Annotated in this window: 21 protein-coding genes; 18 read left to right on the forward strand and 3 right to left on the reverse strand. The window is 44.2% G+C overall.

Features of this window, described 5'->3' with window-relative positions; all coding sequences use genetic code 11:
* The first annotated feature begins 91 nt into the window (after positions 1-91).
* From M2277_RS18680 to M2277_RS18735, 12 genes are all read left to right on the forward strand, one after another.
* The gene (locus tag M2277_RS18680; RefSeq protein ID WP_006213073.1) at positions 92-1,216 is read left to right on the forward strand and encodes a glycosyltransferase family 4 protein; all 1,125 of its coding nucleotides are present in this window, start codon (positions 92-94) and stop codon (positions 1,214-1,216) included.
* 216 nt (positions 1,217-1,432) lie between these two features.
* Complete coding sequence (locus tag M2277_RS18685) at positions 1,433-5,071, forward strand: S-layer homology domain-containing protein (protein WP_006213072.1); 3,639 nt, start codon at positions 1,433-1,435, stop codon at positions 5,069-5,071.
* A gap of 250 nt (positions 5,072-5,321) precedes the next feature.
* The gene (locus M2277_RS18690) at positions 5,322-5,666 is read left to right on the forward strand and encodes a hypothetical protein (RefSeq protein ID WP_006213071.1); all 345 of its coding nucleotides are present in this window, start codon (positions 5,322-5,324) and stop codon (positions 5,664-5,666) included.
* Between the two features lie 368 nt (positions 5,667-6,034).
* Positions 6,035-9,064, forward strand: coding sequence for an S-layer homology domain-containing protein (locus M2277_RS18695; protein WP_280755326.1), 3,030 nt, complete (start codon positions 6,035-6,037; stop codon positions 9,062-9,064).
* Positions 9,065-9,195: 131 nt separating this feature from the next.
* A complete protein-coding gene (locus M2277_RS18700) occupies positions 9,196-9,654 on the forward strand; it encodes a hypothetical protein (protein WP_481857778.1) in 459 nt (152 codons plus the stop codon).
* Positions 9,655-9,848: 194 nt separating this feature from the next.
* Entirely contained in the window at positions 9,849-10,136 is a 288-nt protein-coding gene (locus M2277_RS18705; protein WP_280755328.1) for an alpha/beta-type small acid-soluble spore protein, read from the forward strand.
* Positions 10,137-10,361: 225 nt separating this feature from the next.
* The gene (gene metK, locus M2277_RS18710) at positions 10,362-11,567 is read left to right on the forward strand and encodes a methionine adenosyltransferase (RefSeq protein WP_006213067.1); all 1,206 of its coding nucleotides are present in this window, start codon (positions 10,362-10,364) and stop codon (positions 11,565-11,567) included.
* A gap of 454 nt (positions 11,568-12,021) precedes the next feature.
* The gene (locus M2277_RS18715) at positions 12,022-14,724 is read left to right on the forward strand and encodes a stalk domain-containing protein (RefSeq protein ID WP_148248890.1); all 2,703 of its coding nucleotides are present in this window, start codon (positions 12,022-12,024) and stop codon (positions 14,722-14,724) included.
* A 45-nt stretch (positions 14,725-14,769) separates the two neighbouring features.
* The gene (locus tag M2277_RS18720) at positions 14,770-15,924 is read left to right on the forward strand and encodes a sensor histidine kinase (RefSeq protein ID WP_006213064.1); all 1,155 of its coding nucleotides are present in this window, start codon (positions 14,770-14,772) and stop codon (positions 15,922-15,924) included.
* A gap of 4 nt (positions 15,925-15,928) precedes the next feature.
* The gene (locus M2277_RS18725; RefSeq protein WP_006213063.1) at positions 15,929-16,651 is read left to right on the forward strand and encodes a response regulator; all 723 of its coding nucleotides are present in this window, start codon (positions 15,929-15,931) and stop codon (positions 16,649-16,651) included.
* A gap of 245 nt (positions 16,652-16,896) precedes the next feature.
* The gene (locus M2277_RS18730; protein ID WP_280755329.1) at positions 16,897-17,319 is read left to right on the forward strand and encodes a hypothetical protein; all 423 of its coding nucleotides are present in this window, start codon (positions 16,897-16,899) and stop codon (positions 17,317-17,319) included.
* 473 nt (positions 17,320-17,792) lie between these two features.
* Entirely contained in the window at positions 17,793-18,794 is a 1,002-nt protein-coding gene (locus M2277_RS18735) for a hypothetical protein (RefSeq protein ID WP_280755330.1), read from the forward strand.
* Positions 18,795-18,831: 37 nt separating this feature from the next.
* Here the strand turns inward: M2277_RS18735 and M2277_RS18740 are convergent, their stop codons facing one another.
* From M2277_RS18740 to M2277_RS18750, 3 genes are read right to left on the reverse strand one after another with little or no spacing between them, the layout of a single operon-like run.
* Positions 18,832-20,019, reverse strand: coding sequence for a site-specific integrase (locus tag M2277_RS18740; protein ID WP_280755332.1), 1,188 nt, complete (start codon positions 20,017-20,019; stop codon positions 18,832-18,834).
* 48 nt (positions 20,020-20,067) lie between these two features.
* Entirely contained in the window at positions 20,068-21,213 is a 1,146-nt protein-coding gene (locus tag M2277_RS18745; RefSeq protein WP_280755333.1) for an ImmA/IrrE family metallo-endopeptidase, read from the reverse strand.
* Positions 21,197-21,595: a helix-turn-helix domain-containing protein gene (locus M2277_RS18750; RefSeq protein ID WP_280755334.1), complete on the reverse strand. Its 399-nt coding sequence runs from the start codon at positions 21,593-21,595 to the stop codon at positions 21,197-21,199. Before M2277_RS18750 ends, M2277_RS18745 begins: the two co-directional genes overlap by 17 nt.
* 134 nt (positions 21,596-21,729) lie before the next feature.
* Here M2277_RS18750 and M2277_RS18755 point away from each other — a divergent pair, with 134 nt between their 5' ends.
* From M2277_RS18755 to M2277_RS18780, 6 genes are all read left to right on the forward strand, one after another.
* Positions 21,730-21,921, forward strand: coding sequence for a helix-turn-helix transcriptional regulator (locus M2277_RS18755; RefSeq protein ID WP_280755335.1), 192 nt, complete (start codon positions 21,730-21,732; stop codon positions 21,919-21,921).
* Between the two features lie 83 nt (positions 21,922-22,004).
* The gene (locus tag M2277_RS18760) at positions 22,005-22,367 is read left to right on the forward strand and encodes a DUF771 domain-containing protein (RefSeq protein WP_280755336.1); all 363 of its coding nucleotides are present in this window, start codon (positions 22,005-22,007) and stop codon (positions 22,365-22,367) included.
* A gap of 17 nt (positions 22,368-22,384) precedes the next feature.
* Entirely contained in the window at positions 22,385-23,194 is an 810-nt protein-coding gene (locus M2277_RS18765) for a BRO-N domain-containing protein (protein WP_280755337.1), read from the forward strand.
* Between the two features lie 97 nt (positions 23,195-23,291).
* Positions 23,292-23,960, forward strand: a complete 669-nt coding sequence (locus M2277_RS18770) for a hypothetical protein (RefSeq protein ID WP_280755338.1) — start codon at positions 23,292-23,294, stop codon at positions 23,958-23,960.
* Positions 23,950-24,588, forward strand: a complete 639-nt coding sequence (locus M2277_RS18775; RefSeq protein ID WP_280755339.1) for a hypothetical protein — start codon at positions 23,950-23,952, stop codon at positions 24,586-24,588. Before M2277_RS18770 ends, M2277_RS18775 begins: the two co-directional genes overlap by 11 nt.
* Before the next feature lie 9 nt (positions 24,589-24,597).
* On the forward strand, positions 24,598-25,056 hold the full coding sequence (locus tag M2277_RS18780; RefSeq protein ID WP_280755340.1) for a helix-turn-helix domain-containing protein: 459 nt from the start codon (positions 24,598-24,600) through the stop codon (positions 25,054-25,056).
* The last annotated feature ends 16 nt before the right edge of the window (positions 25,057-25,072 follow it).

Here is a 25,072-nt window from a genome sequence, read left to right on the forward strand (position 1 = left end):
ATCCGGGATATCACCGGAAATTGGCATTGGTTTTCGGACCCGAAGGGAGTATAATTCAACCGGTAGACAATATTGGGGGTCGAATGATTACATGTTAATGATATACATCATCGGGTTTATCGTATCGCTCGCGCTCGCCCTGCTCTTAACGCCGCTTGTGAAGAAGTTTGCTGTTAAGGTTGGTGCAGTTGACGTTCCTAATGCCCGCAAGGTTCATACGCGGATCATGCCCCGACTCGGGGGACTCGGCATTTATCTGGCTTTTATTCTTGGACTGATTGCAGTTCTTCCTTTTTTGCCAGACAGCTTGTCGGCTCGTGATGCCAACTTTATGAAGGCATTTCTGATCGGCGGTTCCATGATCGTGTTGATCGGAGCCTTGGATGATCGATTTGAACTCTCTGCCAAGGTTAAACTTTTGGCTCAGATTGCAGCTGCTTGTGTAGTTGTATTCGGATTTAACATTACTGTGGACTTTGTAAATATACCATTTCAGGATCGGTACTCCATGCTGGAGAGCTGGGTGTCGATTCCATTGACCATCTTCTGGATTGTCGGTGTAACCAATGCGATTAATCTGATTGACGGTCTCGATGGCTTAGCTGCCGGCGTATCAGGTATTGCGATCAGCACAATCCTGGTCATGGCTATTCTGATGGGCAATACAACCGTAGCCTTGCTCTGCCTGCTGCTGCTTGGCAGCATTATCGGGTTCCTGTTCTTTAACTTCCATCCTGCCAAGATTTTTATGGGGGATACGGGCTCGCTGTTCCTCGGATTCAGTTTGGCCATGCTGTCTTTGCTCGGCTTTAAGCAGATTGCGATTGTGTCCTTCATTACACCGCTGATAATCATCGGCGTACCGTTGTCTGATACATTTTTTGCTATCATTCGCCGCAAGATTCAGAAGAAGCCGATCTTTGCGCCGGATAAAGGACATCTGCATCACTGCTTGCGAGAGCTTGGATTCAGTCACCGCCAGACGGTGCTGATCATTTATGTGATTGCTGCATTTTTCGGTGTGCTGGCTGTCATTCAATCCTCTGCCGCTATGTATGAAGCGAACTGGGTGACCTTTGTTGTCATCTGCGTCATGATGTGTTTCATGCAGATCGGTGCTGAGGTTATCGGCTTGGTCGGCAAAACCAAGCGGCCGATTCTTGGCCTGATTAACCGAATGCGGATGAAGGCTAATACCGAGAGCCGCACCAAGTAGAACTTATTCTTTTTCATATTGCGTCCGAATAAGACAAGTCTGCCTCACCTAAAAAGGTGAGGCTTTTTTGTATGTTTTGCTAAATAATAGGACCTGCGCTTCCGATATATGAACTATGCGCTAGAACCAATCTGTCAGTGAAAGTGAGGGGACCCAGTGAACGACGCAACAACCAAAACGGACTCCAACGTCCGAATGATCAAGGAGGCACGACCGTTGAAGAAAAATTTCCGTACTATAGCAAGCCTGTTACTGGCTGTAGCTATGTTCTTTTCCCTAATCCCGGCTTTACCGGCTTCAGCTGCTAATGGAGCTTTGTATTTTCACTTTTCTAATTTAAGCACGGATCCGAATTCACCAACGCCGGAGAACCGGAGCTCTATTTCGGTTTCAGGTACCTACAACGGCATTAATCCGAATACCATTCAGTATGAGATCAAACGTTTTGATGACACAACTACGGGCGGTACCGGCGTAAAGCCGATCCTGAACGAAGCAGCGAATACGTTCGAGTTTCTGAATGTGCAGTTGAATCAAGGCGTGAACAAAATCATCGTGTCCGGTATGAGCACGCAAGGCCAGCAGATGAGTGCCACGGCTTATGTGAAGTTCTCCGATGTACCTGCTGTGTATGAAGTAGCGCTCAGCGATGGACGCGTGTTGGAAGAGAACGCCTCCAAACCGGTTGTGGTGACCACGCAGACTGTTAGTATCTCGGTCAAAGCAACCAACGGTTCGAAGGGCGTGACCGTTAACGGTATGGCTATGTATGCCGGCGGCGGGGACACGTATTACTCCGCAGGGCTCCCATTGAAGAAGGGTGTTAACGATTTGGTAATTGTTGTGAACTCCGAATCGAAATCCCAAACCATCAACAGACAGGTCGTTTATCATCCGACAGGCTCTTTGACGGTCAATCAACTGAAGATCGGCAGCACCAATATCGATGGGCAGGCCGTGGTAACCGGTAATGTCAACGGCGTTATCTCCGGTTATATTATCGTGGATGCCCCTCCTGCTGGTACGCCTGCAGTAGCTCCAACTCTAGATGTCTCCGTATTTCCACTAGGATCCACGGTGCCAATCATGAACTCGCCGGCATCTGTAGGTGCAGCAAGCGTGCTGGGCAGTACCTTGATGTACCCTTTTACAACCACTGGCTCGGTGAACATCACACAGAGCGGGGAGTACGTTGTTTATATTAAGGACAATAATTCAGGGTTTGACGTGCAGAACACCTTTACTTATCGGGATGTTAACGCACCTACAATCAAGCAGGTGTACCAGCTATATGGCGTAACGGAGAGTGGCGGTGCGGTATCAGCTACTTCCCAATCCATTTTCCCGAGTGGTAACGATACAGTCTTAAACGAACTGCCTATTTATTTAATGGTGGACCAAGTGAACGCAGGTAACGTTGAGATTGAATCCAGCAAGGGCGGCGGGACGATTGCCCAGAAATTCACCTACAACGGTAACACGGTCTTCAAGATCACAAACCTGCCTACAGGTCAGCAAAATCTGATCATCAAGGCCAGCAATGGATCGGGCGTTTCCGATACCAAGGTGATTCCGGTAACGTTCCTGTCTTCCACGTATATCGATATTTTTAACTTGTATAACAATCAGGTATTTAAGAACAGTTCAGATTTTAATCAAGTAACAGGACGTATTGTCAACTACACGGGTACAGCAGGACTTACCATTTCCTTGAATGGTAACACGCGCGATTTGCCGGTGAGCGGAAATGGTGAGTTCAGTTTCACGGATACGACATTCCTGCAGCTGATTCCAGGTCCGAATACGTTGGTTGTCGCTGACAAGAGCGGGAAAATCTCGACGAAGCTGACCCTGCTTTATTTTAGCGATACCCGTTCGGTAATCAAAAACATGATTCCATTCCCGGTTGGCTCCGCAACGGAATCCGATCCAGATGGATTGTTCAGAGAAACGGCTGAAAATGCTTATAACACATATGAGAAGGCCCTGGGTCTTCGCTTTGAAGTTGAATACACCGACGAAATTACGGTCAACCTCAGTCATCCAACACCAACCATTTTTGCAGTATTCACGAAAAATAATGTTGGCACATGGACTCTTTCAGGTGGGGCACTGAAGACTCAATTGGACGCTATCAACCAAGCGGATCACAGTCTGTACTATTCGATTGTCAACGGAGCTAACTCCAGCTCTGCCCGCGTTGTATTTAAAGAGCTTGCTCTTCCAGAGGTTGGACTGCAGGCGATTAGCATCGGTTCGCGTTATCAATCCGTCACGACTACGGATACCATCGAAATTACACGTGAGCGTGCTCCTTACCAAGTGCTGTCTCCTAAGCTTCCTAACGAAGGCGTGTTGAAACAGAACTTTGTAGAGGTGAGCATCAAGGCAGAGGGAGCCGACTCGATTCTGATCGGCAAGACGCCAATGGTGAAATCCGAGACCAGCGACATCTTCCGTCTTGAGGTCAAGAACCTGAAAAACGGCAAAAACACGATTAAGTTCACGATTGAACAAGGCACCAAAAAGACCAATGGACAGTTTGTTGTAACTTACACAGATGATGCAACAGAGGGTTCCCAGTTTAAAACGAATATTTCAAAATCGGGCAAAGTATCGGTATTTAAAGGCGGCGTATCGCTCTCTTTACCTAAAGGCACCGTGCTTCAGCAGGCAAAATCAAGTCCAAATGCAGAAGTACCGACCATCAACCTTCTTGGTGAACACGACATCCTGTTCGGTATCGCGAATCAGATTGATGGACGGACCATTAAGGCCTATAACCGAATCGGAGAAATCGAGAACGGTGTTGAAATGGACGGACGCCTGGCATTGATCCCAGGGGATAACAACAATGCATTCCGTTTCACGCCAGCTGCGCATTTCGGATATGCTTCCCCGCTTTACTGGCTGGATGCAGGTTCACTTAATGCTTACAGCAGCAACGTGGAAGACTTTAATGTAAAAGCGGCAACTCATCCATATGCGAAAGGGCACGAGTTCCATCAACGCCTGATTCCGCAGAACTGGATGGAGCTGTCCCAAAAAGGTACGATTACCTTGAAATACGATTCCGCGCTGGTAAACTCGGCATCCAGTAACCTGGGAATCTGGTGGTATAACCCTTCCCAGGGCACTTGGATTAACATTGGCGGAAAAGTAGATGCCAAGAAAAAAACAATCACGGCACCTTTCAAAGGTTTTGGTTATTATGCAGTTAAATCCTTGCGTTACAGCTATTCCGATGCGATCTCGCACAAAACGGCCCGCAACGATATTGAGTTGATGTTGGCCAGAGGATACATGAAGGCGTCCAAGCAAGATGCGTTTGGCGTGTATGATCCGATGACCCGCGGTGAGTTTGCTACCATTGTAGTGAAGCTGCTGGATATCCCGTTGGATTACGACACGGATAAGAACAAGTTAACCTTTGATGATATTTATCAGGAAAGTGTAGTTAACAGCATGCAGTGGGATTATCGTTATATCGAGACAGCGGCCAGAAAAGGAATCATTCGTGGCATCGCCCCACGAAGTTTTGCTCCGAATATGGAACTGACTCGGGAAGAGGCGGCGAACATCATCGCACGTGCATTGAACCTGAAGATGGGCGAAATCGAGAAAGATAAAGCGGCACTTCAGAAGGAGTTCGAAGATGTTGGCAATATCAAGTCGAATTACTCCTATCCTGCCATTCTTGCCGTGAACAAGGCCGGTATTCTGACGGGCATTGCCAACAGTTTGAAAGAGGGCGAGAAAAAGCCGACGTACAACTTTAACCCGGATGCTGTGCTGAATCGTGCAGATACGGCAACCGTCGTGAAACGCATGATGAGCAAGCTCAAAATGCTGTAAGTTATATTAATAAGTAGAACTGCATGACAAAAGGAACGAGAGCACCCGCCCAATTTCTGATGGCAGTGCTCTCGTTTATATTTGTGTAGCATCCGTAAGAAAAGGGTATTTATAACATAAATAACAAGATCTTATGGGTGCTGTTAGGGTACACGAAACCGTTTACCAATATCTATTGTTTTGTAATTTCATGTAGAATACGCTACAATAGCGGGAGCACATACTATTTTTAGAGGGTGAAGATGAATTTATGAAGCCGATATTATCAAAAGCGCAGCTCGACTACATGAAGGCGAAGACCAAGTTCGAGGAAAAAGCCAAAGTGATGGAGAAGAAAATTGAGCTGGCTCGTGCCGCTCATGATGAGATAACTCAGGAAGTCATGGAGGGACTCGTTGTTGAGACAGGCTTTCATGATTCATTTAACGAAATGACAGCGGCTGAGAATGCGTTGATCCAATGGTCACACACTACAATTAAACATGATAAGACTTATCGTACGAATAAATCCGAAATTGACATGATGTACAGTACATTGCATAGTAACCCGGAAATGCGAGCACGAATCATCCAGCTTGCTATGAAGATTCGCTAGTATTCTACAAAGGCGCCCAGAGGGCGTCTTTTTTTGTTGTCGTTATATGTAAATGGACAATTGTTATACGAAGTGATGAAACTCCGAAAAATATTTTAAAAAAAACTTTGCAACAGCCGCAACTTTTTGGAAATTCAAACGTTTATAATGTAGAGCCCAACGAGGTAACCAAGATTATCCGAAACAAGAAACTTGTCTATTAATTAGAAAAATGTTCTTTACGGTGTTGGGGACTCGTTGTATAATACCTAGGTAGGATTAGGAATCTATTCTAGTATGTAGTGTTCATTCGTTAACAAGATTCTGTGATATCGTCACAGACATCATTTATGATTTATGCTCAACTCTAGAAAGGAGGTGCAGGACAAATGAGTGATAAGAGCTACCAAATTAAAGAAAATAATCAAGTGATGATTCAAGGAGGAGAAAAAAAGGTTATGAAGAAAATTTTATCCGTAGCACTGTCTACAGCAATGGCATTCTCCATGTTTGCTTCTGTTGCATTCGGTGACGATGCGCTTAACACACAACAGAAATTTGATGTACTGAAAGAAAAAGGGATCTTCACTGGTTACCCAGACGGAACTGCTGGTCTGGACAAAGACATGACTCGCGCTGAGTTTGCTAAAGTCTTGGTTGGTATCATGGGTCTTGAGCCAATCGAAGGTAAAGCATCTTTCAAAGACAAAAACTACAAAGCTGACAAATGGCCAGCTCCTTATGTAGAAGCAGTTTACGCTGCTGGTCTGATGGAAGGTAAAAACACAACGAAAATGATCTTCGACTTCAACGGTAAAATCACCGTTCAAGAAATGGCGAAAGTTCTCGTTCTTGCTCAAAAACTTGAAATCCCAACAGAAACTAACAACAACGCTTCTGACTGGGCTAAAGGTTATGTTCAAGCAGCAATCAACTCTGGTTTGGTAGATGCTAAAGCTAACCCTAAAGCTAACGCTTCCCGTTCCCAACTGGTTGACGTTGCTTACTCCATCTACCTGGCTCAACAAAAACCAGCCGTAGTTTCTTACAAAGTTGCTGAAGAAGGTAAAGTAGTTGAGTTCACACTGGCTAATAATGAAGTTGTGAAAGTAACTCTTGAGACTCCTTTGAAAGCTAACGTAGCACAAGATGTTAAATTTACACATAACAACTACGAGTACACACATAATGTAACTTGGGTTGTGACTGTAGCTACTAAGATTGAATCTGTATCTGCTTCCAACCTGAAAGAAATCGTTGTTAAATTTGACGGTACTGTAGATCCTGCAAGTGCTGGCAACAAAAACAACTACACAGTTAAAGGCAGCTTGGCAATTGACAGTGTTAAAGTAGCAGATGACAAGAAATCTGCAACTATCTTGCTGGCTAAAGCTGACAATGCAACACTTACAAACCAAACCGAAACAGAAATCACACTGAAAAACGTTAAGAACTCTGACGCTTCCAAAGTGTTTGATCAAACGGTTAAATTCACTCCAACTGACGTAGCTATTCCAGAAATTTCTGAAGTAGTTGGTCTTGGAACTGGAGCTTTCAAAATCGTATTCAGCGAGCCAGTTAAAGAGTCTGCTGCAATCATTACTAACAACTACCGTGTAGATGGTAATGTTATCGGTGCGACAGTAACTTTCCAATACCCTAACATTGCAATCGTTGAAACTGGTCTTACTGTTGGCGATCACAAAGTTACAGTAAGCAATGTTGAAGACTATTCCGGTCTGAAAGTTGCTCCAGTTGAAAAGTCCTTCACAGTTGTTCAAGATACTGAAGCTCCTACGGTTGCTTCCGTTAAAACAAACGACTTGAGACAAGTTGAAATCGAGTTTAGCGAAACTGTTAAGAGTGTGGATAAAGTCTACGCTAACACTACTGGCAACACGGCATCTGTACCATACACAATTCGCGACAATAAAGTAATTGTTAACTTCCCTAACCCATTGAATGTAAGTGAGAACACAATTTACATCGAAGGCGTAAGAGATTTCAGTAACAATGTTGCTAACCGCGATGCTAAAGTGACTCCAACACTGGATACTGTTCGTCCAGAAGTTACAAAAACTGAGCTGAAACAACAAGACAACGGTAATCACCAACTCGTAATTGAGTTCAGTGAGAATGTTGAAACTGCATCTGCAGAAGCTCGTGCTAACTATACGCTGAAGAAAAGCGATGGTAAAGCAGCTGAAGCTGTAGGATTGGACAGCAAAGGTAACCCAGTAATCAAACCAGTTTATGATCCTGTAAAACGTACAGTGACAATTGATCTGGCTAGCAAACTTGACAATGCAACATACACGTTGGAAGTATCCGGTGTACGTGACGTTGCATGGGTTCCTAACCAAATGCTTCCTTTCACTACAACTGTAAATGCTAATGTTGCTACTTCTGGAGCTATCGCTCGCGTATGGCAAACTGAAGTTGGTAATACTCAAAGCTATGTTTATGTTCAATATAACAAGAATGTAGCAACTAGCGGTGTAGGTGATGCTACTTCTAAGCAAAAATACACTGTGAAACAACAAGGATCTGCTGACTTCAGAACTTTGGGTAGTAATGAAAGTGTAATTCTGTATTCTCCGAATACTGTTCGTATTACGCTTGATAACAGAACCACAGTTGAAAAAGTAAAAGCTAATCTTATTGCTGACGTAGATGGAAACTACTTTACTCAAAATGGTAACTACATTCTTGAAAAAGATGCAGTTGAAACTGAGATTGGTCTGAAAGATGGCGAAGCTATCGAAGCTACTGATAAGGAATCCGTCAAACTGGTATTCGACGGTGCTTTGAACTACGTCAACCCTAATGACTTCACAGTTAATGCTGGTGGTAAGAACTATAAACCTAACACTTACGTTCTTAGCAGTGACAGAACTACAGTAACTTTGAAGTTCACTGGTTCCAATGCTCTTCCAACTGATTTGCAAGGAGCTACTATTTCCGCGGCTGACCCAACTTCACGTGATAACTTTGGTGTTGTTATTAAGCCAGTTTCTGGTAATGTAGTTGACAAAGTTGCTCCAGAAGTTGATGGTGCTAATGCTCGTATCAGTGCACCAAGCTCTGTGGGTTCAGCAACATATTACGATATTACTTTTGATGCTTCCGAAGTTGTCAGCAAAAACAGTACAGTTACTGATGAGTTCGTAAATGGTCTCTTCACTGTTAAATTTGATGGCAAAGAGGCTAAAGTGGAAAAAGTTTCCTACGGTACAACTGGTACTTCGGGTGACACAATCATCGTTCGTGTATCCACGGATCATGTGGTTGCTGCTACTGAAATCGTATCTGTAGTATTCGATGGAGCTAGAAACACAAGTGCAAAAGGTATCGTTGACCATAACAAAAATGCTGTTGGTGAATTCCGTATCGCTAGTCAATACACAAACATTGACTAATAATCCGGAATAAATGTTTAGCAAAACCGAATCCTCTTAAGGGGATTCGGTTTTTTTATTACATAAATCAGGGGGTTGGAATAATGAAACGTTCAAATCGTTTGAAGTTTACTATAACTGCAGTTTTATTAATGGGTAGCCTTTGGGTATTTAATAACCTCAACACCCCCGCCGACGGCGCGGGCACCACTCCAGGCACCACCGATGACCCAGTCGTCACCAAGAGCTACGTAGATCAGCAAATTCAACAAGCACTGAATGGAGGTAGTGGAGGGAATACCAACCCAACGAATCCAACTAAGCCATCGCAAGGTGCTGATGAAGTCAAGAACGTTGCTCTGAAGCCTGGCAAGATATTAATTGCCGATGCTGGAACAGAATTTATTGTGCGTTCAGGTAATGCTGTGATTTACACTGAAGTCTCCAGTGGCGTTGCAGACCTTACAGATGGTAAGGATTTATTGAATGGACAAGCTGCGCCTAAGAATCATCTGCTCTCGTTCCCACGTGAAGGCCGAGGCATTCAGGTGAAAGAAGGACAGACCAGCAATCTGATTGTCATGGTACGCGGCGGTTACACCATTAAATAGCGAACGACTAGTGTGCGTTAGGTACCTGCTGATATTGCTTCATCCTTCAAGAGACATGTCAGAGAATTTGGATTTTAATTCAGTATAGTCCTACTCATAATTATTGCCATTAGTGACAACGTTTTATACGTGTGAAGGCTGTAATCTCGACAAATAATAACTTCTGTAAATACCATTACAGGAGGTGTTTGAACATGGCACGAAGTAGTAGAAATCGTCAAGTGGTACCCGAATGCCGTGAAATGCTGAAACAGATGAAATATGAGATCGCAGCTGAGTTTGGATTGCATGTTGGTTACGGCGGCGGCTCAAATGGAGCGGATACGGAATTTGGTTCAGAACTTGGAGCCATCGGAGGGGGATTCTCTAATCGCCGTGCTGGATGGGGCCATTTGACATCCCGTGAGAACGGATCTGTTGGTGGGGAAATTACCAAGCGTTTGGTTCAGAACGCCGAGCAAAGCATTCTGGGAAGACTGTAGGTTTTTCATAATTTCGGTAAGAACTTATTCTTGAATAACTTCGATATGAAAAACCAAGAAAATCCTTGAGAATCAGCTCACTAACTGGATTGACACCTGGTAACAAATAAGTTAATATGCATGTTGAGGATTGTACATTTCAAACCTTTTCCTATCGGAAAAGGTTCATTTTTTGTGTAGGACCTCTTGATATATCATATACTATTCATATGGGAGGTTGATCTCATGTCTTTAACAGGGCGACGTTTATTTACATCTGAGTCCGTAACTGAAGGACATCCGGATAAAATCTGTGACCAGATTTCCGATGCGGTACTCGATGCATTTTTGGCTAACGATCCCAACGCACGCGTAGCTTGTGAAGTCTCCGTGGCAACGGGTCTTGTTTTGGTCATTGGAGAAATTAGCACTAAATCAGAATACGTGGATATTCCATCCATCGTACGCAATACCGTGAAGGAAATCGGGTATACCCGTGCAAAATACGGTTTTGATTCTAATACATGCGCGGTGCTGACATCGCTGAATGAGCAATCTGCTGATATTGCACAGGGGGTAAACGCTGCACTGGAGAATCGTGATCCTTCCCAAGTGGACAAGGAGACCGAGAACATCGGTGCTGGCGACCAAGGCTTGATGTTTGGTTTTGCAACCAACGAAACGCCAGAACTGATGCCTCTTCCAATCGCATTGTCCCACCGTATTGCTCGTCGTTTGTCTGAGGTTCGTAAAGACGGTACGCTGGAATACCTGCGTCCTGATGGTAAAACCCAGGTGACGGTTGAGTATGATGGCAATAAACCAGTGCGTGTAGATACGATTGTTGTATCGACTCAGCATGCTGAAGAAGCAACTCTGGAGCAAATCCAGAAGGACATCAAAGAACAAGTCATTCTTCCTGTGGTACCAGCTGAGCTGCTGGACGCAGAAACGAAATATTTCATTAATCCTACAGGTCGTTTTGTTATCGGTGGTCCTCAAGGGGATGCCGGTCTGACAGGACGTAAAATCATCGTCGACACCTACGGCGGCTACGCTCGTCATGGCGGCGGTGCATTCTCCGGCAAGGATCCTACAAAAGTAGACCGTTCCGCTGCTTACGCGGCTCGCTACGTGGCTAAGAACTTGGTTGCAGCGGGTCTGGCGGACAAGTGTGAAATCCAATTGGCTTACGCTATCGGTGTAGCAAATCCAGTTTCGATTAGTGTTGATACTTACGGTACGGGCAAAGTAAGTGAAGAGAAATTGGTGGAGCTTGTGCGGGGCAACTTCGATCTGCGTCCGGCTGGCATTATCCGTATGCTTGATCTGCGCCGTCCAATCTACAAGCAAACAGCTGCTTACGGCCATTTTGGACGAACCGATCTGGATCTTCCTTGGGAGCGCGTAGATAAAGTGGAAGCTTTGAAGGAACAAGCTGCAGCGAACTAAGTTTCGTATCTGGAAAAGTTTTAAACTGCTGAGTTACGAACCTTGGCATCTTTTCGAAGAGTAAATCATGGTCAGCGACTGCTTATATATCTGCTAATTCGTTTATTAATAGAGCATTACTCTATTAACCGACGCAGACTTATTACAAAAATGAAACAATTATAAAGCTGATGCCTATTATGGGTATCAGCTTTTTTTAATAATTTATTGGAAAAAGAGGAATATAGTTTATGACAAACTAGTTACTTTTAGATGAAATTATAGTAACATAGGGTTGAATTACATACACTCTCAAAAAATGCTACTACATTTTTGCTAGAACTTGATGTAAGATACGCGAAAGTGTTTTTTTTATAACAAAATCGTAACTTTTTCTCAAAAATGAAGTCTATTAATTAGAGACTTTAAATGTTCGGCATCCGTGTTGAACGAGAGATGGGAGAGTTACGAATACATGGTTAGTCAGGGGAAAACACTGAAGACTGAGAAATCAGGCGTAGGAAAAAAATGGTTGATTATTACACTGGCAGGGGTTATCTGGGTAGGCCCTGCGCTTAGCAACGGAATACCGGTTATAGAGAATCTATCGTCTTCATCTGTAGCTCATGCGGCATCCGCGTCAGCCAAGAAACTAGGTGAAGAAATCATTACTTCCGGTGCTGTTCTGATGAAATATCAGTATATTAACAGCACTGGGGGAAAATCGCTAGCCAATGTCATCCGCGTGGATCTCAATAACAAATACGTGAAGCTGGATGTCATGACAGGGCAAGGAAATCAATTTACAACGAGACAAAGCACGGGCGGAATGGCGAAGGAGAACGGCGCGGTTGCTGCGATTAACGGTGATTTTTTTAATACCGGCAGCGAAGGGGCTCCGATGGGTGCTCAAATATCGAGTGGTTTGTTGATGTCAACGCCATCTGATCTGAAAGGTATGTACGCTTTTGGTGTAACGAACGATGGAACGCCGATTCTGGACGAGTTTGCATTTTCGGGGAGTGTTACGGCTGAGAATGGAGCTTCATTCCCGCTTGCGGGCATGAACAAAGTCTCCTATGCGCCTGAAGGCACCGGATCAACGTATAGCCATGCGAATACAGCTTATATCTACACTAGTGCATGGAAGGCGGTTGAGCGTCCTAAGAACAGCTCGACGACGCCAACGGAGGTTATGGTAACGGACGGCGTCATTACGGATATTTCAGTGATGGCGGGATTGCCCACAGCGATACCGGAAGGTAGCTTTATTTTGCGAACCCATGGAGCTGCGGCAGAGTTCGTGAAAAAAAATCTGGCTGTCGGCCAAAAGCTGGACGCGAATTATGCGCTGGTGTCCAAAAAATCAGGTAAGGAACTGGACCCAACTACACTTCAAATGATGATTGGCGGTCATACCATTCTGGTTGATAACGGCAAGGCGACGTCATTCTCAAGAAACGTGAATTCGATTGGAGGAAGCCGGGCACGTACAGCTGTGGGTTACTCCAAAGACGGACGTTACGCCTATCTGATTGCTACGGAGAGCAATGACAATAGCAAGGGGATGACCCTTCAGCAGCTGCAGGATTTCATGACCAAGATTGGCGTATGGAAGGGAATGAACCTTGACGGGGGCGGCTCGACGACGATGGTCAACCGTCCACTGGCCGAGACCAATACCGAGCTTACCTTCAACACGGAATATGGCACGACGCAGCGCAGCATTGTAAACTCGCTTGGGGTGTTCTCAACGGCACCCAAGGGCAGCTTGAAAGGTCTGACGGTAAGCGGAAGCAACACCCTGCTCATCGGGCAGATGGGTACGTATGAACTGAAAGGCTATGATACCTATTATAACCCTATAGAAGCCGGCTCCATTAAGCCGACCTGGAAAGCCAGCAACGGCAATCTGGCCGTCAACGGACAAAGCATCAAGGCAACCAAGCCGGGCACAACTACTCTGACAGCAGTAAGCGGCAGCACAAAAGCTACCATGCAAGTTAAGGTGTTAGGTGCGGACGATATCGCCGCATTGACCACAGGCGTGTCGAGTGCTCCATTGCAGGCAGGAACGAGCGTTTCCGTGCCGGTCACGGCCGTAACGAACAATGGTCAGAGCCTGGAAGTGCCGAGCAGCGCACTGAAATGGGAGTTCATCGGATTTAAAGGAAGTGTAAAAGACGGACGTCTGACGGTATCCTCCGTCAACAGCAATACGAAGGTTGGTTATGCTATCGCACGATATGACGGCTTTAGCACAGTTGTTATTTTATCTGCTGCAGGAGAGAGCACATGGGAGAACTTCGAGAACGTGAGTTACCCTGTGAAGTTCACCACGAATGTGCCAGCAGTTACCGGTACTGCAGCAATTAAAAATGGCAGCGGAACAAAAGCAAACTCGAAGGTCTTGAATTTGTCCTATGATATGACAGGCGGATTAGGACAGAAAATGTACGCATACGCGGAATTGAACGGCACAGCCGGGAAATCCATTCCTGCACAAGCAACGTCCATGACGATTGATGTGGAAGGAGATAATAGTCTGAACTGGCTGCGCGCTGAACTGAAGGACAATAACGGAAAAACCGTATATGTGGATCTGGCGAAAGCGATCGATTGGAGCGGCTGGAAGACTCTGAGCATGGATCTGAGTGGATATAACATTGCATTCCCGGCGCAGATGAAGCGACTGTATGTGGTCAACGTGGAAGAAGGTCAGGATGAGCGCGCTTTGACGGGTTCAGTATCTTTTGACGATATAAGGTTCATGATGCCTTCCCAATCAGGGAATGAAGGACTTCCAACTGGAAAAGCAGTCATGACTATTGGGCAAAAATCACTCGTGCTGAATGGTTCCAAAGTGGCAATTGATTCGGCGCCAATCTTGAAAAATGGAACCACCTACGTTCCGATTAAGCATGTTCTAGATGCCTTCGGCGGGCAAGCAACATGGAACCAATCCGCTCAGCGGGTAGGTGTGTTGAGAGGCGGTATGCTCATGGAACTGACGGTAGGCAAGAAGGAATTCATCCTGAACGGTAAGCGCAGTTCGGCGGCTGTCGCACCGATGGTTCAAGGTGGTAGGACTTTGGTCCCTCTTCGTCTCGTTTCCGAGCAATTAGGCCTTAAAGTAAAATGGGACAAGAACACGAAGACCGTTACGATCGAATCATGATATGGTATGATATGTATATGAAACGTTAGAAATGGAGTAGAGTGCGTGGATTATCAAGCCGATGCCATCGACCGTGTCATAAAAAACGCCATCAAAGTGATGGAGGACAGCAAATACCAGATGTTCGAAATATTGGAGGCGTCGCGGCAGGAGCTCGCGTCTCTCAATCATGAACTGCAGCGGACATTAAAAGAAACGACGGAAACTTTAGAGAAGGTAGATCAGCTAGAGCTGAACTATCGCCGTTCCCGGATCCGGCTGACCGAGGTTAGCCGGGATTTTGTCCGGTACAAGGAAGAGGATATCAAGCAGGCGTATGAGAAAGCAACGCAGCTTCAGCTTGACCTCATGATTTACCGGGAGAAGGAAATGTATCTGAAGGCAAGACGAGACGAGCTGCAGAAGCGGGTTCGTAATGTAGAGAACTCGGTGGAGCGTGCAGAATCGATTGGATCTCAGATGGGCGTGGTGCTCGAATACTTGTCCGGAGAACTGGGCCAGGTTTCCCGAATCATTGAATCTGCGAAAAACAGACAGGTGATTGGCCTGAAGATTATTCTGGCACAAGAGGAAGAACGGAAACGCATATCCCGAGAGATTCATGATGGTCCTGCCCAACTTCTGGCTAATCTGGTTCTTAGGACGGAAATTGTAGAAAGAATGCTCGCGAAGCAGGAATTTAAGATGGTGCAGGACGAAATAGTAGATTTGAAGGGCCAGGTTCGCTCGAGCCTGGAGGAAATGCGAAAAGTCATTTTCAATCTGCGTCCAATGGCACTCGATGATCTAGGATTAATCCCCACACTGCGTAAATATGTGCATGATTATGAAGAGAAATCGAAAATCCGCACGATCTTCGAGACACGGGGGAAAGAGCATCGTCTCTCTTCTGCGATGGAAGCGGCCATCTACCGGTTGGTGCAGGAAGCACTTTCGAATGCTGCAAAACATGCTTACCCGACTTATGTGCTTGTTGAGATTACTTACCAGGCGCAATTGGTCAAAATCGTTGTACAGGACAATGGCCTGGGATTCAATGTCGAATTGCTGGAACAGAAAAGCAGGGACCACTTTGGGTTAATTGGCATGCGGGAGAGGGTTGAACTGCTCGAAGGGAGAATGGAGATCGATTCAGCCGAGAACCAGGGAACCAAGATCGTGATTCATATCCCGACGAACGTAGAAAAGAGAAAGGAGTAATCGGATGGAACATATGGAGAAAGAGAACGCGATTATTAAAGTATTATTAGCCGATGACCACCAGCTGTTTAGGGAGGGTCTGAAGCGGATACTGAATATGGAGGACGACATTGACGTCATCGGTGAATGCGGTGATGGAATTCAAGTGCTTGAATTCTGTAACGAAGTGAAACCGGACATCGTGCTGATGGATATTAACATGCCAACAGAGAACGGTGTTCAAGCGACCGAGAAACTACGTGAAATGTTTCCTGAGATCAAGGTTATCATACTGTCGATTCATGACGACGAAAGTTATGTGTTTGAAACGCTCCGCAAAGGAGCTAACGGTTACCTCCTGAAGGATATGGAAGCCGAGTCACTGATTAACGCGATCCGTTCGGTACATGAGGGATATGCATTTATCCATCCAAAAGTAACAGGCAAGCTGATTCAACAGCTTCGTCGGATGACTTATGTAAACGAAGCAGGCGCTATGGCGGAAAGCGGTACGCGCGAAGCGGGAGTCAAGTTTGTGGCAGGCGAGAATAACCCATTGACAAGGCGCGAAGCGGAAGTGCTCAGACTAATGGCCGAAGGCAAGAGCAACAAGATGATTGGAGAATACCTGTTCATTAGTGAAAAAACTGTAAAAAACCACGTCAGCAGCATTTTGCAGAAGATGGAAGTGGACGACCGTACGCAAGCGGTTATCAACTCGATCAAATATGGCTGGGTGACGTTGTAATCGCCGATCCGAATGCACGGACGCGTCTTACATAGGGAGGGAACTGCCAAGGGCGGTTCCTTTTTGTTATATTATAGAGCATATAAGTTTTCAGCGAGCTCAATAATTGCAACAAAAACAACATTCTAACTGTGTATTTGTGTTAGAGCCGTTCCCGTCAAGTTTAGTGTGGGCTCTGGTTACATAACTGTCACCGTCCCCTCCTGATCAGCATATATTGTTGATAAGAGAAGGAGGTGAGTCTCATGGTTGCCCAATTGCTGTGGATACTCGCGGTGTACGGGATCGCTGTTGCTCTGGTTCATATCGTGCATGCCCGTCATCTTAGAAGAGCCGGTGAAGGCACGGGGCGGCGCAGGCATTATGTGCTGATCACGTCCAACCATGAGCGGCAGGTGGAATGGTATTTAAGAGCCCTTTCATGGTATGCCCTGCTGAGCGGGACGCGTGTGCGTGTCACCGTCCTTGATGACCAGTCTTATGATGATACGCTGAAGATTGTCCAAAGACTGACTCATTTGTCCGGAATCGAACTGGTGTACGGGACATGGAGATCCGATGGTCAGGCATCACGGGAACCCGAGGCAGATTCGAATGAAGATGAAGTGATACGGATCGATCTGAGGCATTCGATGGAGGCAGTTCAGATTCCTTATGTACAGGGTTAGACATCAAAAAGTTGTTGTTTCAGCTCCCAGGATCATATTCATATTGTTGAAGGCGTGAAGCACACTCCGACCGCGTAGGTGAGAGGTGTGCTTTTTGCATTTTTTCAAAAAAGTTGTTAGAGGATAGGATTGTGCGTTGGTGTTATAAAAAAACATATTGTGACAGGATTCGACAAAGGACATCGAAAAGGGGAGCTATTGATGATGTGACGATCCTGGCACGGAGGTGCAGCTGTAGATATGAAACGGCCGAGTGGTTCGAGTGAATATCGGCTGTCCATCTTCATGATCATGTTTCTCTCTAATAGGATTAGATATGTTGTCTAACTTAGTTCTCTACTGATAGCAATTGAAAGCAAATTGAAACAATGAAAAAAATGAATAGGTACATGGGCTTTCTTAAACTTACTAGTACAGTATCAGTCACATGACCTTTACCCACTTTATATCTCTTGATATTGGAGTTGATGTCCGTGCAGATTGCTATATATGCTATTCGCACATCCGAGAAATGGGAATGTCGTCTCTCCTTAGATCTGCGGGTGGATTTTCAGTGGTGGTATGGAAAGAAGCGATGGTTGGATGAGAGTGCAAATAATCCGATATTTGTATTGTTGTCCTCCCAGATGCCGCTAGGCTGGGCTGTTGAAATTCGCGAGAAATTTCGATCCATCAATGAAATGAATGAGTGGAGTGTACGAGAGTGGCAGAACTATGTATTCCTTGGATTAAGGGGGTCTTTACTTCAAGAGCCTGAAGTCAGCAGGCCTCAGTGGGGCGCTTTGTTCAAAGAGATACAGTTGTTGAATGGAGCTCGAATAAGGTCTCTGATGGAGATGGGAAGCACTGTTGAACATGGAGCTGTGTTGATGCAGCAGGCAGAGCTGCTGATTCAGTGTATGGAAGGACGAGCCTTGCTTGCAGGCGAGGTCGAGGCTCTGTTGGCGGAGGTCGCCGGGGAGGACACCGGCGACTGGCGCTCCGCGGCCCAGCTCGGCGTCCTGCTGGGCCGCCTGCGCTTGGAAGCGGGACTGGCACAGCCCGCCCCGCGCCATTCGCCCGGCTGGCTCCGCCGCCGGGCCGTGGCCCCCCGCTGCCGGCGATGCGGCAGCGAGGCCCGTAGCCGCACGGCATGCGCCGCGTGCTGCTCGGCGGCTTGCGCCTATTGCGAGGCCTGCCTCGCCATGGGGCGCAGCCGCGCTTGTGCCCTGCTGCTGCATGGTGCAGCAGGGTCGGCCGTGCGGGGCACGGCCGGGGGTTCCCCCACCGCGGCATTGGGCCGGTGGGGGCTTAGCGCAGCGCAGAGCGCCGCCGCTGGCGCTGCGCTGCAGTTTTTGGCGGAGCCGCCCGCAGGGGGCTCCGCGGGGCTCGCCCGGTTTCTCATCTGGGCGGTGACCGGGGCCGGAAAAACCGAAATGGTATTTCCTCTGATATTAAATAAACCCGGTTTTATTAGGGTCTTAGACGACGAATAAAGTTTGTGACCATATTTTGACCATATTATATCCGAAATTAAATGCCGTTCATGAGTTTGCGGAACTTATCAACGGTATCCTTCTTCAATTTCTTAGTTACATGCATATAGACATTACGAGTTATTTTCTCATCTTTCTGGCCAAGTCTCTCCATGATCTGTAATAGCTCCGCTCCTGCCTCTGCAAGCAGCGAGGTATGCGTGTGTCTAAAGGAGTGAGGGGTAAGGTTCATATTTAGTCCAGAAAGCCTTAGAAGCCTCTTCAAGCGGTTCTCAATCACTTTCGGTTTTTCTGGGTAACCGTGGAATTGTGTAAGCTTCGGAAATACAAAGTCTTGATCATGATATGAATTTCGATAGCGCATCATGATTTCTTTTTGAAGAGTCTTATATTTTTTTAATTCATTAATTAGTTCATCATCCACTAAGATTAATCTTTTCGATGATTTAGTTTTAGGAGTATTCAAGGTGTAATTTCTGGTATTGTTCGTTTTATTCCAGTATGTTTTCGTTATGCTGATGCTTTTTTCTTCGAAGTTTATATCCTTCCACTTAAGTGCACATAGTTCGCCTACACGCATCCCGGTATAAGCTAAAGTCAAAAAAACAACATAATCTTTATCCATTCCATGTTTTTCAGCTATTTCAAGAAAACTGATTAATTCGTCTTTTTCAAAGTATTTGGGTAGTTCCGTTTCATTTTCTAGTTCATCAATTGTTTGATTGAATGCTGGTACTATTGCATCAACGGTCGGATTAATTTTAATTATTTCCATCTGCTTGGCTTTTTTAAATAGCATTTTGGCTGTTGCATGGGTGCTGATGATCGTTTCTTTAGAGTAGCCATCTTTCTTTAGTGTTAGCAGGTAATCTTGGTACATTTCTCTAGTAATATCTTTCAGCATAATATACTTGAAACTCTTTAACATTCTGTTAATCGAGACTTGTCTTGATGCGACCGTAGAATCCTTAACATTTTGGGTCTTACTGTAGAGACTTAACCATCTAGGAGCAAATTCTGCAAAGGTTGTATTCTTCTCCTTTACAAATGTACCATTTGTTAATTCTATCTCCACTGTTGCAGCATCTAATTGCGCTTCTTTTTTAGTTTTAAATCCTCGCTTTGTCGATTGTTTCTTTTTCCCGGTTACTGGATCGATTGTGGAGTAATACTTGTACATCCATCGAACGCCGTCTTTAGTGGTGTATTTTTGAAAACTAGCCATGTTATCCTCCCCTTTCTCTTTGTTTAAAATCTAAAAATCTCACCCCCTTTAGGAATCTAACCAGGATCTTAAAGCAACCTGAGAAGCTCTAGTTCGTTCCCGATCCCTCTCAGCTTTTTCTTCTTGTATTTCTATTTCAACTTCTTCATCAAGAGCTTCAAGTTCACTCCGGAGTTCGGATTTTTTTATATCCTTATAGTCTATCTTCCACTGCTGTAATAACCCATTTTTAAAAAATGTTGTTTCATGACCGCATAGAAAACAGTATCTAGCGTTTCCATCTGCTACTTGCGCACATTCAATTATTAGATCTCCATCTCTATCGTGGTATCTATTGTCACATCTATTTATTATAAATTCACCGCAGACTTTACAAAATTCCCCTTCAATAATTTCCTCATTATCACATTTAGGGCAACGGTTTGCTCGTCCGTTTTCATCTAATGCATATCCTTCGTATATCATATGTGACTCCCCTAACCTTCCACTAATTTTTTTGCTTCTGCACACTGGACAATAACTAGGTGAGGTTCTGTAAAAAACAACCTTGCATCGAAGACACTGGTATTCAGTATTCTTCTTAAAAATATAATCTCGAAAGAGTTTGACTAACTTATCATTTGGGTCTAGTCTTCGTCCCAAATCAATCCCCTTATTAAAAAACTTTAAAATGTTTGTGGACGCATTGATAGAAAGTGAGCACCACTTGCTTAAATCATTAGCGTTGAACTTTTTAAGGGCTAAAAGTACACTGGTGGGTGCTAAAAGAGAGCGAGCAAAACAATCAGCTTCCTGTTCAAATATTTTGTATTCATGTTGGGTAAGTGAACTCCTTGATAATATCGTCTTATTTGTTATTTCATTATGTTTTAGAAGGTAGTGACCTATTTCATGAGCAATGGTCCATCGTCTTCTACCTTCGTTTTGAATTAAGTCGTTGTATAAGATCATATATTTGTGTTCAGACTTTCGGTAATAACAACAGCCTTCTTCACTTCCAGCAAAAACGATAACTTCATCCGTAGTCATGTTATTCTCTTCTGCAAACCGAGAGTAAGTAATAATCCGAAGATTTTTAAATCCTCTAGTTAGCTTTTTTACTTTGATTGGTAATTGATTAATGTGGTTTTGTTTCAGTAGTGTATAAGCAGCCTGTTCAGCTCTTTTAAAATTGGGTTTAGATATCATCATCATCCTCTTTATGCTCTTCACTAAAAGCACGATCGAAAGCTGCGTCCAAAATTTTCACAGCTTTTTCTAGGTCTTGTTCAGATACTTTTCTGGCAAAACGTTCAATTTTATGATAGTTTTCGCTCCAATTTTTATCACTTTTGCCCGCTGAATATTTTAAGCCGTTGTCTGGATCATCAGTACGACCCAGCAAATAGTCAGTTGATACATCAAATACAATGGCAATTTTTACAATCATATCTGAATCAGGATCTCTATTTCCTGTCTCCCACATAGCAATGGTGCTTGTTGATTTTTTAAGTTTTGTTGCAAGTTGAGCTTGTGTCATACCTCTTTTATTTCGAAGTTCTGCTAATCTCGGCCCAAGGATTTTAAGGTTTCTCAATTTGAATTCACTCCTAAATAAATAATTACAAATAATAAAATCACTTAAAGTGATAAAAAGAGTTGACGAATCACTAATAGTGAAGTAAGATGGATTTACCAATCACATTTAGTGAGGATAAGGGGGTGATTAAAATGAATCAAACATTGGTTAATGCTCGAAAAAAGATGGGCTTGACAATTTCTGAAGCCGCTAAGGAAATAGGAATATCTCATGGCATGTTAGCTATGTTAGAAACACAAAAACGAAAAGGTAGCGATTTAACTAAGGTGAAAGTGTCTAGGTTCTATAATCAAAGTATAGAAGAGCTTTTCTATACCCATTAAATCACATATAGTGATTATTTGCAATGTATTTTTCTTTTGTTTATCACATTTCGTGTACATAAAACCAGAATAGGAGGGAATGCATGAGTAACAGTGTAACACCATGCAGAAAAAAGAGATTTAAAGGCGAAGAACCATCTGCAACAGTCCAGGTAATTGTTGATCATGAGTTCGTAAGAAAGTTGGCTAAAGAAGAGATGGGTAAAATTCTTGATGAAGCTGGTACTTGGTGGGACATGAAGAGACTTGAGCATGAGACTTGTCGTAAACGTGACTGGCTTATCTCAAACGTTCTGTTAAATCCAAAATTCAAACTTGAGATGGAGGAGATCACAAATGGCTGTGAGGGCGGACGTTGGATGTTTAGAGCAATCCTGATGAAAGATTTTTTGGACAAGCATTTCCATCACCTGAACCGATCCGTGAAGTCGGGAAAAATCTCATAAATGAAAGGAGAAAAAGCATGAGCAATAACAGTTTGATTTTATTTGAAGGGCAAGAGGTCACAATCCTTCTTCCGGAAGATGTTAATTTTCAGTTCAAAGGTGACTTCCTAATCCTTGCAAAAAACGTAGCCAATTCTCTTGAGTATGCAAGAACCGAGGAAATATCCAAGTTCTGCAAAAAAGAGCATGTCTTTTTGGTGAAGAACAATCAAATCTCGTCTTCGGCGATTCACCGAATTCGGAAATTGAACAACACAGGGGAAACATTCATATCCAATCTTTCCTTGAACCGTGTTTTAGGGAAATCAGAGAAGCCAAAAGCTGAAAAATTTCAAGACTGGCTTTATGAAGACATGTTACCGACGATACAGATGACTGGGCAATATACATTACCCGGGACGGAATCGGACTTGCTCCACTTTAAAAAGGCAGCCTATATGGTTGAAGTTGCGGCAAATGTATTGAGACTGCCTGATACTGGCCGATTAAAGTTGCTTGGAGACTTCAATCGGCAATATGGTCTAACGGTTCCTTTACCGGGTTATGCTGACGAACCTCTTACGGAATCTGCGACAGAGCTTCTGAAAAAACACAGTATCGGTATGCAAACTAAGGTATTTAATGCGTTACTCCTGAATGGCGGTATATTGGAGGAAAGAGAGCGGCCATCCAGCAAAGGGAGGATCAAAACTTTCAAGTCCCTAACTGATTCTGGTCTTGAATATGGAAAAAACATCATTAGTCCAGCTAATCCGCGAGAAACGGCACCACATTATTATCCTGAACGGTTTCCAGATTTGTTAAGACGGGTGGGATTACTATCGTGACGCTGCCTGAACTGGCTCGCTTATGGTTTAGGAACCCGATGCAACATGCAATCATTATCCGAAATATCAAAAAACAATCTAAAGGAGCTAATTAAATATGGAACCTATTAAAATGATCGAAATTGACCCTTCTGAAACAATTCACTTATTTGATGTTTTTCAGAAGCACAATATTGTCAGTAGCTTGGAGTTAAATAAAGAGGGTATGGCCGATCCCTTTATGGCAATCACTTCGCAACCAGTAAAGGCAGAGTACATTGAACGTTTTAACGATGAGAGTGGCGACGCTATAGTTGTTCACCTTGGAGAATTGGAATTATGTTTTGATATTTTCGGAACCTCGTTTTTTAAACACATCTCTGATTGTCAGGTTGATATATGCATCACTGATGGTAAATATTCAGCGTTCTTTAATGGCGGAGTTATTTCTCCAGAAGGGATTGCCGAGGCTAGAGCTTATACAGAGGATTTCGAGGATTCGGAAGAACTCTTGCCGCTCTACGTAAATTCACATGAGCAAAGACTGATTGAATGTGTTCGTTCCCTGGAATTCGAGGACCTATTGGACGCAGAAGATGCATTGATAAATGCATCTAAAGAGGCTCAGAAAAACGCTTCTAAAAAAATCAATACAAAGGAATACGAAATTGCAAATGGTTGGCAGCAACGTAGCACTTCATTAGTCGTGTTATCTAAATGTTTAGCTGACGCAAATTCAGATTATCGTTCTCACATCTACCCGGAGGGACAATCTGATGAACAATGAGTTAATCCGCGAAAAAGCCAAGGTTATACGGGAACAACAAGGCGGGAGGATTTTCGGCTTTCCGATCCATGAGGAAGAACCATATTCACCTTATGCAGTAGTTGTTTTTTGGGGTGGGATGTACCATGTTTATCCGGAAGCTAAAGACATTTCGTTTGCCGCATTAGGTGTTAAGACAGTTCTTGAGCAGCTCCAAAAACATGGTGAGGATGTAAACTTCGAACGGGATGTTAGACTCATTTCCTATCAAGCTCAGATCGATGCACCGAACGTTGTTATGCGCCGGTTAAAGAAGGAAAATGTAACCCGTCCTCTTTTAGAAAAGGGTGTTGATGTAATTGAACATGACGAATTGCCGGGTGAGTATCTGTTTTCTGGACGTGGTCTTGTTAAGTGGACTTACATCGAGATGGTGGACGAAAAAAACCCCAAAGCGATCCAGTTCATGAACGAATATTACAAACTGTTGGCAATGAGGAAGTACGGTAAGACAGTTGCTGCAATTAAGCAGGAGGTAAGAAGAAAGACCAAGGATGAAGCAATAGCATGGATCGAAAAGACATATAAACGATATATCAGCGATAGCCGCGAAATCATAGACATCATGAATTTATTAAGTGAAAGGTAGGTTAGCGAAATGACAAGTAAAATATCAATTCAAGAAGCTAGAGAAAGAGCAGGTATGACGTTGGGGGATGCTGCACTTGCAGCAGGAATTACGAGGGAAAAAATGGGATGGTATGAAGACAATCCCAGCGAGATCGAAGGCCTTGAAGCAATTGCTTTGTGCAAACTGTATGGCATTAAGCTAAACGAAGTAGACTTCTGCTCTAAATCTGACAAGGCTGAACCTCATAAGATTTATCTACCTTCCAGACGATTGACCTTTCTGCTGGAAATGAAGAAAAATCTGTCAACCATCATGTTATCGGTCACCGACGACGGACAATACTCCGAAAATAACCTTTTGGAAGATCTTATTGATTTGTTAAATGATGTTGGTCACGAAGAGGAAGCAATCATGAACGAACTGGAAGCCGGTATTGTGTCTATAAAAAGCGAAAATCACCTTAACTTGTCTTTGGCGGGACGTTAAGGCGATCTAACAATTA

This window comes from Paenibacillus sp. LBL, from assembly GCF_029893715.1.
GTDB classification, from domain to species: domain Bacteria; phylum Bacillota; class Bacilli; order Paenibacillales; family Paenibacillaceae; genus Paenibacillus_AQ; species Paenibacillus_AQ glucanolyticus.

What these genes read in the sequence shown, in the direction of transcription:
- M2277_RS18680 (WP_006213073.1), top strand. Translation starts at nt 92, where the DNA reads ATGTTAATGATATACATCATCGGGTTTATCGTATCGCTCGCGCTCGCC.
- M2277_RS18690 (WP_006213071.1), top strand. Translation starts at nt 5,322, where the DNA reads ATGAAGCCGATATTATCAAAAGCGCAGCTCGACTACATGAAGGCGAAG.
- M2277_RS18695 (WP_280755326.1), top strand. Translation starts at nt 6,035, where the DNA reads ATGAGTGATAAGAGCTACCAAATTAAAGAAAATAATCAAGTGATGATT.
- M2277_RS18700 (WP_481857778.1), top strand. Translation starts at nt 9,196, where the DNA reads ATGGGTAGCCTTTGGGTATTTAATAACCTCAACACCCCCGCCGACGGC.
- M2277_RS18705 (WP_280755328.1), top strand. Translation starts at nt 9,849, where the DNA reads ATGGCACGAAGTAGTAGAAATCGTCAAGTGGTACCCGAATGCCGTGAA.
- metK (WP_006213067.1), top strand. Translation starts at nt 10,362, where the DNA reads ATGTCTTTAACAGGGCGACGTTTATTTACATCTGAGTCCGTAACTGAA.
- M2277_RS18715 (WP_148248890.1), top strand. Translation starts at nt 12,022, where the DNA reads ATGGTTAGTCAGGGGAAAACACTGAAGACTGAGAAATCAGGCGTAGGA.
- M2277_RS18725 (WP_006213063.1), top strand. Translation starts at nt 15,929, where the DNA reads ATGGAACATATGGAGAAAGAGAACGCGATTATTAAAGTATTATTAGCC.
- M2277_RS18730 (WP_280755329.1), top strand. Translation starts at nt 16,897, where the DNA reads ATGGTTGCCCAATTGCTGTGGATACTCGCGGTGTACGGGATCGCTGTT.
- M2277_RS18740 (WP_280755332.1), bottom strand. Translation starts at nt 20,019, where the DNA reads ATGGCTAGTTTTCAAAAATACACCACTAAAGACGGCGTTCGATGGATG.
- M2277_RS18745 (WP_280755333.1), bottom strand. Translation starts at nt 21,213, where the DNA reads ATGATGATGATATCTAAACCCAATTTTAAAAGAGCTGAACAGGCTGCT.
- M2277_RS18755 (WP_280755335.1), top strand. Translation starts at nt 21,730, where the DNA reads ATGAATCAAACATTGGTTAATGCTCGAAAAAAGATGGGCTTGACAATT.
- M2277_RS18760 (WP_280755336.1), top strand. Translation starts at nt 22,005, where the DNA reads ATGAGTAACAGTGTAACACCATGCAGAAAAAAGAGATTTAAAGGCGAA.
- M2277_RS18765 (WP_280755337.1), top strand. Translation starts at nt 22,385, where the DNA reads ATGAGCAATAACAGTTTGATTTTATTTGAAGGGCAAGAGGTCACAATC.
- M2277_RS18770 (WP_280755338.1), top strand. Translation starts at nt 23,292, where the DNA reads ATGGAACCTATTAAAATGATCGAAATTGACCCTTCTGAAACAATTCAC.
- M2277_RS18775 (WP_280755339.1), top strand. Translation starts at nt 23,950, where the DNA reads ATGAACAATGAGTTAATCCGCGAAAAAGCCAAGGTTATACGGGAACAA.
- M2277_RS18780 (WP_280755340.1), top strand. Translation starts at nt 24,598, where the DNA reads ATGACAAGTAAAATATCAATTCAAGAAGCTAGAGAAAGAGCAGGTATG.